The organism is Pseudooceanicola endophyticus (assembly GCF_018760365.1).
GTDB classification, from domain to species: Bacteria; Pseudomonadota; Alphaproteobacteria; order Rhodobacterales; family Rhodobacteraceae; genus Pseudooceanicola; species Pseudooceanicola endophyticus.
In genome coordinates this window covers 121,887-135,962 of the sequence record NZ_JAHIAB010000005.1, presented here as the reverse complement: position 1 = coordinate 135,962, position 14,076 = coordinate 121,887, and the positions used below count along the sequence as shown (strand labels likewise).

Genomic DNA, 14,076 nt, shown 5'->3' with positions numbered 1-14,076 from the left:
CGAATGATCCGTTGCCTCGACCGTGACGGTATCGCCGGTTGCGGTTACCGCGCTGTCGTCGATCTGCGCGATCACCGCATAGTCGAGGATGTTCACCGCGTCCGAGCCGCTGCCCGCCGCCGCCCCTGCCACCGCGCCGCCGGCAATCGCCACCGAAAGCGCCACGACCGTCGCGTCGATCCGCGCCTCGTCCATGGTGGCCAGAACGTCGATAGCGCCGCCTGCCGTCACCGTGCTGTCGTCGATCGTGGCAAATACGCCCGTACTGTCGCCGTTTCCGATACGGTTCTCGGCCAGGCTGGCGCCGATGGAGGCGCCAAAGCCGCCCGCACCCACCCCAATGGCCGCCGAGGCCGCCAGCACGATGGCGTCGATCCGGGCCTCCCCCGTGGCCTCGACCCGCAGATCATCAGCCGCGGTGACACTGGCATCGGCGATGCGCGCGGTGGTGGCTCCGGTGATCTCGTTCTGGGCAGAGGCGCCGGCGCCGGCAAAGCTGACGCCCACCAGCCCGCCGGAAACCGCCAGCGCGGCGGCGGCGGTGGCGGCCCGGATCTGCGCGCTGTTGCTCGCCAGGACCGCGATGTCCCCGACCGTGCTGGCGACGCCGCTGTCAGCATTGCGGATCTCGGCCAGGACCTCGCTGCCGATGGCGTTGAAGCCGATGCCCACGCCTGCGGAAACCGCGACCCCCACCATGCCGAAGCCCGCCGCCACCGCGACCGATCCGCCGAAGGCGTCGATCCTCGAGGTATCGCTGGCCTCGACCGTGATCACATCGGCGCTGATGCCGGTGCCGTCGCCATCGATCCAGGCGCCCGTGGTGGCGTCGATGACGTTTTCCGCATAGGCCCCGGAGCCCGCGACGCCCACGCCGACCTGACCTGCCGCCACAGCTGCGGCGCCGGCGAAGGTCAGCGCCCGGATCCCCTGGGCGCTTTCGGCGGTAATCGTCAGATCGCCGGACAGATCCATGCTGCTGTCTTCGGCATAGGCCTGCACGACACCGCGTCCGGCCACCGGAGCGCCCGTCAGATCCCGCCCGATGACGTTGCGCGCCACCGAGACGCCGATGCCGACCCCCACGCCGACCTGGCCCGCTGCCACCGCCGCCGACACGGCAAGCACGGCGGCGTTGATCTCTGTGTCAGAGCGCGCGTCGATCACCAGATCGCCGCCGCCCGTGGTCGTCAGATCGGCATCCACGACCGAAGCCTCAACCGCGGACTGGATGGAGTTCAGCGCCACGGCGCCCGCGCCGGCAATGCCGACCCCCACCTGGCCCACCGCGACCGAAAGCGCCGCCGCCCCGGAGACCGCGTTGATCGCCGCCTTGGCCGCGCGGATCTGGCCGCCCTCCAGGCGCAGCGCGATGGAGGAGCCTTCGGCATCGACCACGGTCCAGCTCTGGCCCTCTTCCAGGGCTGCGACCTTGACCGTCCCCAGGACCTCGAAACCGGCGCTTTGAAGGGCGCTGGCCAGCGATGCGGCCAGCGCCGCATCGCCCGCAAGGTCCGTCGCATCGGGGGTGTCGCTGTCGATCATGTCGGCCACGGCCAGATCATCCAGCGTCCCGACCGAGACGGACACCACCGCATCCGAGGCGCTGCTGCCCAGCGGCAGCTCGGGCGTGGAGGCGCTGACGGTGATCCCCTGCGCGCCCATGGTCGTCACGCTGGCCTCGCTGATCGTGGCCCCGACATCGCCCGCGATCTCGTTCAGCGCGATGGATACGCCGAGCGAGACCGCGACCCCCGCCTGCCCGAAGGCGACAGAGACCGCCATCGCCGCCGAGACCGCGTCGATGGTGGAAATGTCGTCGGCATTGACCACTACGTGATCCGCCTGCACGTCGCTGCCCGCCCCGGCGATCCGGGCCGTAACATCCGTGTTGATGCGGTTTTCCACCGCCGAGCCGCTGCCCGAAACCGCAACGCCGGTCTGCCCGCCGGCGACCGCGACGGATCCCGCAAGGCTGGCCGCCTTGATGGCCTGAAGGCTGCGGGCATCCACCAGCACCCCGCCGCCAGCAGTCACGTCGCTGTCGGTGATGGCCGCGTCGATCACGGCGGCGCTGTCCGTCAGGTTCACCAGCTCCCACAGGTCGGTATTGCCGTAATCCTGCGCATTCAGGGCGAAGGGCGCGGTGGCGCCGCTCTCGTCGATCACGTTGTCGGCCTGGGTCACCGTGTCGCCGATGTAGCGATAGATGTCGCCCGCCCGGGCGCCGGCCTCGATCCGCACGGTGGTGGCGTTCTGCGTCAGCTGGGTGACGCTGTCGGCGGTGGTGTGACTGTAGGGCGTCGTGCCCTGGCCATAGCCGATCAGGTTGCGCGACACGGCCACGCCGATAGAGGCTCCGACGCCGGTCTGCCCCACGGCCACCGCCGCCGAAGCCGCCAGCACGATGGCATTGATATCGCCCGACGCTTGCGCCGTGACATCCACGTCGCCGGTGCTGCTGACGGTGCTGTCCTCGATCAGCGCCTGCGTCCGGGAGGTGATGCGGTTCGTCGCCTCGGCCCCCGCGCCGCTGACCGCGATCCCGGTGCGGCCGAAGCCCGCCGCGATCGAGGCGGCGCCCGCGAAGGCACTGATGGCGGCGGCATTGTCGGCGATGACCGAAAGGCTGCCGCTGGTGGTCGCCACATCGGCGCCGCTGAGCCGGGCGATGACGCTGCCGGCGATTTCGTTCTGGGCCAGGCCCAGCCCGATGGAGACCGCGACCCCGGTCGATCCGAAGGCCACCCCGACCGAGGCCGCCCCCGCGAAGGCTTCGACCTCCGAATTGTTCAGGGCGGTGACGGTGATGCTGTCCGCCGTGGTCTGGCCGGCGTCGCCGTCGATGGCCGCCAGCACGTCGACATTGATCAGGTTCTCGTTCCACACGCCCGAGCCCGAGACTGCGACGCCTGTCGAACCGCCTGCCACCGCGACCGACCCGGCAAAGGTCAGGGCGTGGATCTGCTGTGCGGCCTCGGCTGTGATCACAAGGTCGCCGCCGCTGGTGATCCGGCTGTCGGTCACGGTCGCCATGACCTCCATCGCGCCGTCATCGCCCAGCAGGTTGCGCGCGATGGCCGCCCCGATCGAGACGCCGACGCCGGTGGAGCCCGAGACCGCCACCGCCGCCGAGGCGACCAGGACCGCCGCGTTGATGGTGCTGTCGCCATAGGCCTCGATCACCACGTCACCGGGGGCGCTGACCGTCGTGCCCTCCAGCCAGGCCAGCGCCGAGGCGGTGACGCTGTTTTGCGAAAACGCCCCCGCGCCGCTGACTGCTATGGCACTGGAAGAGCTGACGGAAACGCTGACCGCTGCCGCCGCCGAGATCGCGTTGATGGTCGAGCGGTCGACCTTCAGCACATTCCCGTCGAAGGAAAGGGCAAAGCTGCGCCCCGATCCCTCTCCGTCGCCATTGCTGTCCTCGACCACCGCCAGCCACTGCCCGAAGCCCGCCTTCGAGACCCGCAGCGTATCCGTGGCCGAGATCTGGTCCTGCGGATCCAGCTGCCCGTTCAGGGCCGTGCGCAGCGCCGCCAGGATCGCCGCATCCGCTGCCGCATCGGTGGCGTCCGGCGTCACCTCGTCATCGGAGGGATCCTCGGTGCCCTTGTCGTCGTTCCCCATGTCGATCTGGGCCGCATCGTCCAGGTCATCGCCATCGAAGCCGGGGGAGGCGAGGGTAAAGCTGTCCCCCGCCGAGGTTTCCGCCGAAACGACCAGAGAGTTGCCCTGATCGCTGCCCGTGATCACAAGCGCGGCGTCCTCGACCCAGGCTTCGGTCCGGTTCGACACCTCGTTCAGCGAGGCAGCGATGCCGATGGCGACCGAGACGGCGGTCGAAGAGGTGCCGACCCCCACCGCGACCGAGGCCGCGCCGGTCACGCTGTCGATGGAGGAGCGGTCCAGCGCCACGATCCGGCCATGGGCCAGCTGCAGCGGCGTGCCGCCGTCGCCCAGCACATAGGCCGCCGCATCCGAGGCGATCCGGTTGCGCGCGAAACTGCCGGTGCCGCCCACGGCGATCCCCGACTTGCCCACCGCCACGGCCACCGCCCCCGCCAGCACGAGAGAGGTGATGGTCTGTTCGCTCAGCGCCTCAACCTCAAGCCCCGCATCGGCGCCGAGGCTGGTGGTGATGGTCGAATTGTCCAGATGCGCCGATGTCAGAGCACCTTCGCGCGACAGGCCGACTTCCTTCCAGGCCTGAAGGTCGCCGTAATCGGCGATGGAAAGATCCGTCGTGTCCGTGCGACTGGTTCCCACGTATTCGTAGAACCGTCCCCGATAGGCCCCTTCCGTCACCGCGACCACATCGCCGGTTGTCAGGATCACCGACTGGTCGCTGGCATGATCGGGGCTCACGGCGGCATCCTGCCAGCCGATCTGGTTGTCGGAGATCGAGGCACCGATGCCCACCGCCGTGCTGTCACCCGATGCCGAGACCGCGACGGAAACCGCCGCCGCCGCCACGGTCGCGTCTATGCGCGAGGTGGATTCTGCATGGATCTCAACTGCTTCGGCGACAAGGCTGCTGTCTTCAACGCTGGCCTCGGCGGCGCCGAAGAGGCGGTTCACGGCCACCGCGCCCCCGACCGAGACGCCCACCGCATTGCCATCCGCCGCGCCCGAGACGCTGGCGGCCACGGCGGCGGCGGTGCTTTCGATGACCCCGGCGCGGCTGGCGATGACGGCGATGGTGCCGGTGGTCGCCTCGGCGTCAGAGGCCAGGATGCCGGCATCGACGACGCTGCGCAGGGTGTTGCGCGCAATGGACGTGGCCACTGCGACCGACAGGGACTTGCCGGTGCCCACCGCGATGGAGGCGGAAGCGGCGATGTTCTCGGCATGGATCAGGCTGGTGTCGAGGGCCGCGACGGTGATGTCGCCGCTGGCGGTGGCAACGTCGGCATCGCGGATCTCGGCCGTGGCCCCGGCGCTGCCACGGTTCAGCGCCACGATGGGCGCCACGGTGATCGAGGTGTTGTCCTTCAGCGCAATGGAGGTCGCCAGCGCCGCATTGACGATATCGGCGTTCAGCACCATGGCATTGGTGGCCTGCACCGTGATCCCGCTCTGGGCATCGACATCCGAGCGCAGGATCACCGCCGTGGCCATCGCCGGATCCTCATCCGCCGGCAGCAGGCCGAACAAGGCGTCAATGGTGTTGAACAGCACGTTCTGGCTGCTGACGCCGACCGAGTTGAAGGCCAGCGTCACGCCGATGCCGTAGCTTTCGCCGCCGCCCTCGGCGGTGGTGGACATGTCGATATCGCTGTCGAGCGTCGCGGTATTGTCGGCCTGGACCACCACGGCACCGCCACTGCTGTCCAGGTCGCTGTCCTGCACCAGCGCCTGCGCCGTCGCCAGAACCACGTTGGTGGCGATCAGCGCATTGACGGCGAGGGTCGTTCCGCCCTCTCCGAAGGCGGAACCGCCATCGGCGGCCACGTCGCCGACATTATGCGCCTCGATCGAGGCATCCTCGGTCGCGGTGACGGCAATGTCGCCGCCCGTGCTCAGCTGCGCCTCGGCGATACGGGCGATCACGGCGCCGCGCACATCGTTCATCGCCACCATGCCGCCCCCGGCGGTGGCATCGGATTCCGAGAAGTTCAGGTTCACGCCCGGCGGCAGCAGGCTTTCGATATCCAGCGGGTCGATCTTCACCCAGTCGTCGGAGGCATCGTAATCCACCGCCCCCAGATCGACATCCTGCCCGACCCTGCTGTCGCCGACATAGAGGTAGAGCGCCCCGCGTTCCGCCTTCGCCGTGTCGTAATCATCGGCGATGTAGATCTTCTGGCCAAAGCTCAGCCCGCGCTGAACGCCGGATTTCGTCGTGTAGGCATAGTCGTTGGCGACATTCTCCAGCGTGGTGAAGATGATTCCGAGACCCGCGTCATTGGTGACGGTCGTCGTCACCGTCAGGGTGTTGTCGGCCCGGATCGCGTTGCTGTCCGTCGCGGCGACCCGCAGGCCACCGCCCGCCTGAAGATCGACCGGCAGCCCCGCATCATCGCCGACCAGCGTCCAGTCGGCCCCCGAGAAATCCTCTCCGGCCAGGGCGATCACCGCCTCGGCGCCGGAATATTCGTAGACATTGCCGGAGTTTGCCAGAACCCGGTCGCCGGTCTCGACCCGCTGGGTGCCGTCGGACTGGCGCAGCTTGGCGATATCGACATAGGCCCTGGCGGTGCCCGACAGCTTGTTGGTGGCAACGATGGCCCCAACGGCGGTGCCCGAGGCGTCCTGCAGCGCCGCCGCGGCCGAGGTGGTCTCGTTCGCGGTGCTGGCGCTGACCTCTGCGTCGTTGCTGGCCAGCACCTCGATCTTGCCGGTGGCGATCAGGGTGCTGTTCAGCACGAAGGCCTCGGCATCCACGGGCGCCTCGCCGTTGAAGGCGGAAGAGATCAGCGGATCGCCCAGGATCCCGTCGAGCGTGTTGAAGAGCACGTTCGAGGGCTCCCACCCGACCGAGTTGAAGGCCAGCAGGATGCCGACGCCGGTGTCGCCCGTCCCGACGAGGGAGGTGTTGTCGGCCAGCAGCTGCGCGCTGTTCGTCGCCTCGACCAGGATGTCGCCGGCGTGAAGGGTGCTGTCGATCACCCCGGCATCGGCGCCGCCCTGCAACACGTTGGTGGCAATGATGCCACCCACCGCGACCGAGGTGCCCTCGCCCAGGTTGGAGCCACCCGAGGAGGAGGTCGCGGCATCGGCCAGCGCCTCCATCACCGCCTCTTCCGTGGCTTCGACCGCGATGTCGCCCGCCGTCACATCGGCGCCCCGGATCACCGCCGCCACGTCCGAACGCAGGTCGTTCAGCACCACCAGGGCGCCGACGCCAACGGAATCGCTTTCCGAGACATTGCCGAAGCTGGGGATGCCCTGGGTGGTCAGAGTGGGGCGCCAGAGGTTCTTGTCCTCATAGTCCACATCATTGATATCAATGACATCTTCCGTTCCAAGGTATTCGTAGACCCCGCCCGCCGTGCCGCCGTTGCCATAGCTGTCGTCCAGCCGCACCAGATCGCCGAACTGCACCGTGACCGATTGCGTGCCCGCGCCCAGGGCCAGCCAGTCGGCCTGCTGGGCATCATTGGCGGTTTCGGCAGCGACGGCCTGACCGCCGTCATTGGTGGTGGTGGAAGAGCTGACCAGCTTGGAATTCGACCACAGGCCGATCTGGTCGCTGGCCCGCACCGCCAGCAGCCCGCCGGCGGTGATCGTGGCCGCCGGGGCGCCGCTGCTGTCGATCTCGGCATAGGCGCGGCCGCTGACCTTGTTGGAGGCCAGCACCACACCGACGCTCTTGCCGCTGGCATCGGTCTGGGCCGAGGCCGCCGAGACGGTGGAATTGGACACGGTGGCATTCAGTCGCTCGCGCGAGGTCGCCTCGACCGTCAGATCGCCGGTCGCCTCCAGGCTGCTGTCGATCACCGAGGCGCGCGCCATCGACGGAACTTCGCCGTTCATCGCCTCGGAGATCAGCGGATCGCCGAGCAGCGCATCGACGGCGTTGAACAGCAGGTTGGAGGCCTTCCAGCCCAAAGTGTTGAAGGCCAGCGTGACGCCGACGCCGACGCCGGTATCGCCGGTATTGGTCTCGGTCTGGGTGGTGGCATCCAGCACGGCGCTGTTGTCGGCGGTGACGCGGATCGCGTCGCCGGCGCTCAGGTCGCTGCCGGTGACCGTGCTCGTCGCGCTGGCGCGGACCATGTTGGTGGCGATGGTGGCATTGACGGCGAGCGACTCTCCGGTGCCCCAGGCGCTGCCACCGGAGGAGGTGACATTGGAGGCAAGCCGCGCCAGGATCGTCGCATCTGCCCGCGATTGCACGGCAATATCGCCCGAAGTCGCGGTGATCGCGATATTGGTGACCTCGGCCTGCGATTCGGAGCGCACGTCATTGGTGACGACGATCCCGCCCACCGCGCGGGCGTTGCTTTCCGCGAGGTTGCCGAAGTTGGGGAAGATGTCCTGCGGATCGACATCGCCGTTCAGCAGCGTCCAGGTGCTGTCATCCGCCAGCCCCAGCCCCGCCACATTGGTCAGGTCGAAACTGCCGCCTTCCCCCGCGTACTGGTAATATTTGCCCGCCTCGGCGCCCCCGTTGGAGCCGATGTAGATCACGTCGCCCTGCGCCAGATCCTGCGTGCCGGAGAAGGAGGTATAGGCATATTCGTTCTGCAGCGCCTGGTTCGCCAGCGCCGTGAAGGCATCCATGTTGTTGGTGACGACGGCCGAGATCTCGATATTGCTGTCGGCGCGGATATGGGCGGTGTCCGAGGCGCTGACCGTGACCGCGCCCCCGGCACTGACCGAACCCTGGGGCAGGGTGCCATCGCGCAGCTGCCAGGCGGCATTGTTGGCATAGTCCTGCACCGCATCGGAGAGGTCGATCGCCAGCGGCGCATTGCCCAGGGCGAAATCGCCCGGCTGGGCATCCAGCACGTCGAAAAGGCTGATCAGCGCGTAATCCACCGCCCGCGGATCGGTCTGCGCGGCTTCCAGCGTGGCGCCGGAATAGACCAGGATATCGCCCTCGGACCAGGCGCCGTGATCCTCATGCAGGCGAATGCGATCACCCGCCTCCAGCCGCTGCACCTCGGACCGGGTGGTGTAGAGGAAGCTTTCATCGGCCCCGAGATCGGCGCCGATGTATTCATATGTATCCGTAGCAACCGTGACCGTCTCCCCGGAGGTGAGGGTCGCGACGGTATCGGTCGCGGCGTGATCGGTCGTCGTGGTGTTGAGGATGCGCGCCGAGGTCTGGCTGGCGATCCGGTTGGTGGCCAGCAGCCCGCCCCCGGCGGTACCATCGGCGCCGTATTTCAGATCCTTCAGCCCCTTGCCGGCATTGTCCTCTTTCGAGCCCTCGACATAGGCATCGAAGAGCGCGCGGTTGTTGGTGGCGATGGCCGAGGCCTCGTTGCCGACGCGGGCGTCCAGCAGGTTGGCGACCAGCAGCACCAGCGTGCCGTCGCGGTTTTCGATGATCCAGGTGCGACCGATCTCGTCCGTGATGTACCAGCGGAACTGCACCTCCAGCGTCTCGACCGAAAGGCTGCCCTCATAGCTGATCCCGGCGGCTTCGAACTCGGCCTGAAGCGCGGCCAGGGCGGCGGCATCGCCGGTGGCGTCCACCTCGTCCAGGGGCTTGGCCTCGGCCATGTCGTCCAGCAGCTGGGCGGTGGTATCGGTGAAGGCGATGTCGGCGTTTTCTTCCGAGGTCTCGGCGGTGACGGTCACGTCGCCCGAGGCGACAATCACCGAATCCGCGATCAGCGCATCGGCGCCCACCGGCGCGGCCTCGATCAGGTAGTCAGAGCCCAGCAGCGCGTCGATGGTCTGGAACAGCACGTTCGATCCGTCGAAACCCACGCTGTTGAAGGCCACGACCACGTTGATCGCCTCCGACACGCCGGTCATCGCGGACAGCGTCGTCGCATCCATCACCGCAAGGTTCAGCGCCGAGACATCGACATCCCCGGCGGTGGCGGTGACGGCGCTGTCGGTGATGCGCGCCTCGGCCCGGGCGTTCAGCGCATTGGTCACCATCAGCCCGCCATAGGTGTTCACGGCGTTGATCGTGCTGGCATCCAGCGCATTCAATGTGGCCTGTTCGCGGGCCTCGACAACGATGCCCCGGGCGGTGACGGCGTAATCGTCGATATAGGCCTCGGCGCCGCCCTCGGCCTCGTTGCGGCTGACCATGACGTAATAGGCCTTGGCCGATCCGGTCTGGATCTGGGCGCCCTTGGCGGCGACGCCGATCAGGGCAGGGGGGATGATGTTGGTCTCGTCCAGCTCTTTCCAGAGATCCATGTCGGCATAGATCGCGCCGTTCAGCGCCACCGCCGCATCGGTGCCCATGTACTGGAAGACCTTGCCGTGCAGATCCGCATCGCCGTGGTTGGTGCCGATGAAGACGCGATCCCCGAAGCTCAGGGTCTGGGTGCCGGACTGGGTGGTGTACTGGTAGGTATCCATCAGCTCCTGCGCGAGGGCATTCAGCATCCCGAGGCCGAGGTCGTTGGTGCGCGAGGCACCGGTGTCGATCACGGTCTGGCTTTTCAGCACGGTTTCATCGCTGGCGCGCACCGCGACGATCCCCTCCGGCGCCTCGACGGTTTCATCCGAGGGCGTATCGTCACTCTCGTCGATCAGGGCAGAGGCCTTGCCGGCCAGCATGTTGGAGGCCAGAACCCCCTGCGCGGCCATGGCCGAGGCGCCCTGCATGGCGGCCGTATCGGTGCTGACGGCGGTGCCGATGCGGGCCTGAAGTTCGGCGGCATTGAGGGCGGTGACGCTGACGCCGGTCTGGCCGCTCACGTCGCTGTCGAGGATGCGCGCCACGGAATCCGAGGGGGTCTGCGCGCCGATATCGGTACCGATCAGCGCGTCGATGGTCTGGAACAGCAGGTTCTCGGCCGCGTAGCCCAGGGTGTTGAAGGCCACCACCACGCCGACGCTGTCGCCCGCCGCGCTGATCGCGGTATCAAGCTGCGCCTTCAGGCTGGCGATGTTGCGCGCCGCCAGGCTGACCTTGCCGGCGGTGGAGGCCACGTCCGAGCCCTGCTCGACCGAGGCCAGCGCCCCGGCATTGGCGGTATTGACCACGATCAGCGCCCCGACGGCCAGGCTGTCGCCCTTGTCGCCCTGCACCGATCCCCCGCCCGAGGACGAAACCGCCATGTCCCCGGTCGAGGTCAGCGTGGCATTTTCCAGCGCGGTGATGCTGACATCGCCGCCCGCTTCCAGGGCCGACCCGATCACCCGGGCAATGGCCTGGGCATCGAAGAGGTTGCGCACCGCCATGCCGCCGACGCCCACGCTGTCGCTCAGGTTGGTGCCGGTGGGCAGCAGCTCGGTCTCGGGGACGCGCTGCCAGAAGTCGGTATCCTCGAAATCGGTGTCCAGCAGGTCCAGGCTGACCGGGGTGCCGCCCATGTAGCGATAGATCGTCCCGGCCTCGCCATTGGCATTGCCCTGACCTTCCCAGTCGTGGTTCAGCGCGATGCGGTCCCCGAAGGCCACGGACCAGCTGGCCCCCGCGACCTCGGTGCCGGTGCCGTCATAGACCTTGTCGCCATCGGTGTTCAGATCCGAGGGCAGGATGGTGCCAAGCGCCGCATCCACCCCCGAAAGCCCGCCGTCATTGGTGGTCACCGAGGCAGAGGTGACCTTGGCGTTGGAGGCCAGAGTCGTGGTATCCTCGGCCGCGATCTCAAGCGCGGTGCCGCTGGTGACGGTGCCAAGGGCATTCACCACCTCGGCCACCGCATCCGAGGCGATCTTGTTGTTGGCCAGGATCAGCGCGAAGCCCATGCCGCGGGCATCGTAAAGCGGGTTCGCGGTCGCGGAATCCGAGGCATGGGAGGTCGCGGCATTGGTCACCGTGGCGTCGATCAGGCTCTGGTTCTTCGCGGTGACGCTCAGCGCGCCGGCCGCAGCGACCTCGGAGGCGGTGACATGGGCATGGGCGTTCGAAGGATCCTCGTTGCCAAGGTACTCGTTGATTCCGATCAGCGTATCTAGGCCAAGCGCGAAGGCATCCAGCACGTCGATGTCGAAGCCCACGAGGTTGAAGGAAATGCTGACGCCGACGGCGGAATTGTTTCCACTGGTGACCTTGGTCGAGGCTTCGGACAGGCTGTCGAGGATCGCCGCATTGGTGGCCCCCACCGTGATCGTGTCGCCCGAGACCTGGGCGCCGCCCCGGATCGCGGCCTCGGTCGTGCCGCGCATCTCGTTGAAGGCAAGGGTGCCGCCAAAGCCCACCGTCTTGGTGGAGGCGATCAGCGTCGCCGTGGAGGGCGTGCTGCGGGTGTCGCGCAGGCTGAGCGCGGCTGCGCGCGAGATCAGCTCCTGCTCGTTCGAGGCGGTGACAGTCACATCGCCCGCCGCGCTCAGGTCGGCGCCGTCGATGGCGGCCTCGACATCCTTGTCCATCTCGGACACGGCGGCGGCGACAGAGATCTTGCTGCCGTCGCTTTCGCTCAGCGTGATCTCGGTCAGCTCGTCCAGATAGGCGTCGAATTCGCCCGAGAGCGCCTGAAGCCGCGTCTGGTCCAGCGCCAGGACCGTCAGCCCGCCGGAAAGGGTCAGCGTGCCGCCCTCGACCAGCGCGCGGGTGCTGCCCGAGATCGTGTTGACCGCGATCTTCGCCATCACCTCGTAGCTGGAGGTATTGCGGGCGCTGACCGAAAGGTCGGTGCCGGTCACGTCGCCGGTGACCTTCGCCAGGACGGTATCGCTGGCGTTCAGGTAGGTGGCACCGATCAGCGAGGCGCTGACCTTGTTTTCAAACGTGCCGGTATTGCTGGCCTCGACCGCGAAGGCACCCTGGGCGTCGATCGTGCCGCCGACCAGGGCCTGGGTGTCGCGGGTCACGGTCAGAATGCCGATCGATACCTCGAAGCTTTCCAGGGCATTGCCAAGGATGCCGGTGGAATCCGCGCCCTCCGTCCCGTCTTCGTCCGGGGTTACGTCCAGGATCACCGAGGAGGCATCGCTGGCCCGCACCAGACCCGAGACGGTTTCCCCCTGCAGCGTGTCGCTGCCCACCGAAACCTCGGCCCCCGAGGCGATGCTGGCATGGGCGGTGATATCGGCCACGACCGCATTGGCGATGGAGCCCAGCACCGACTGGCTGCCGTCGATCTGCACATCAAGCAGCGTCGAGGCCTCAAGCCGGAAGGCCCCGCCCGAAATCACCGAAGCGCCCCCGACAGAGGCGGAGGCGTTCAGCGTGGGCATCTGCAAGGGATTGATCCCGCTGAAACTTTCCAGAGAGAAATCACCCGTGGCCGTAAGCACCCGTTCGGCATGGGCCGAAAGTTCCACCGCGCCGCTGGAATGGATGGCGCCCTGCACATCCAGCAGCGCCGAAACCGGGCCGATGCCCGTCAGCTGCACCAGGCTCAGCCCCAGTCCGGAGCCGCTGCTGGAAGCCTCCAGCGTCACCGACTTCACCGGGTTTGCCAGCGTCCCCACCGAGACGCCGGCATCCAGCATGATGGATTCCGTGCGCACGGTGAAATCCATTCCCGTGGTATCGCCCAGCACCCAGTCGGTGATCGTCAGGCCGACATCGGGATCGAGCAGCCCGTCGCTGTGGATCACAAGGCTGTCGGTGGGCACCAGGAAGTCTATGCTTTCGAAGCCCGGCCCGTCGACAATGAAGCGTTCGTTGCTGGCATTCCCCTTGTTGAGAACCGAAAGCGTCGCCTCATGGCTGCCCACCAGCCCGCCCAGATCGGCGGTATAGCTTGCAAGCGCCCCGGCGATGCTGACCGGCTCCAGCCCGGTGAAGCGCAGCGCGCTGCCGTCCAGGGTGATCAGGCCGCTGGTCTCGTCCTGGGCGGTATAGGTCAGGCTGTCGTGATCGCCCTCGATGATCAGGCTGTCATAGCCCCCCGCGCCGCCGTCCAGCCCGCCCGCAAGCGCGCCGCCCGCGCCCAAGGTAAAGGTGTCCCTGTTGTCATCGGCGCCGGTCAGCCATTCGACCCCGGCGAAATCAAGCCGCAGGAAACCATCATTGGCCAGACCGGCGTCAGGGGCACCGATGGTCCAGCCGGTGTCGCGGGCGGTGTCGAAGGTCACGCCATCCTCGCCCGCGCCGCCGTCGAAATGGAAGTTCAGCGGATGCGCATCGCCAAAGCTGCGCCCGTCGAAGGTGATCAGGTCGCGCCCCGCGCCGCCGGTGATCGAGACTCCGGTGATCTCGCTCAGGTCGCCGAAGCTCAGCACCGTGCCGCCCGCCCGGTCGAGGATCTGCACGCGCTGCACCTCGGTCGCGCTCTCGCCCTCGCCCTCGATCTGCTGATGCAGCTGGACCAGCAGGTCGGTGTCGCGGTTGTCCTGGTAATAGGCCGCCAGATCCAGCGCCAGCACGTCGGCGTTCAGCAGCACCCGCTGTTCCAGCGGATCCAGCATCAGCCGGCGGGCAGCGCGCTCCAGCGCGGCGAAACGTCGTTTGTCCCGTCCCCGCAGCCGCGACCGGGTGCGGCGGTTGTAGGGAATATGCGGCAGCTGGCCGCGGCTCTGATGAGCAAACGGAAACGACAT

General features: G+C 67.8%; 1 protein-coding gene (cut by a window edge). It reads right to left on the bottom strand.

The window, feature by feature from the left end:
* Positions 1-14,076: the start of a beta strand repeat-containing protein gene (locus KM176_RS10770; RefSeq protein ID WP_160896042.1), read on the bottom strand. It extends 16,509 nt beyond the left edge of the window; the window shows 14,076 of its 30,585 coding nt (coding positions 1-14,076); its start codon is at positions 14,074-14,076; its stop codon lies beyond the left edge, outside the window.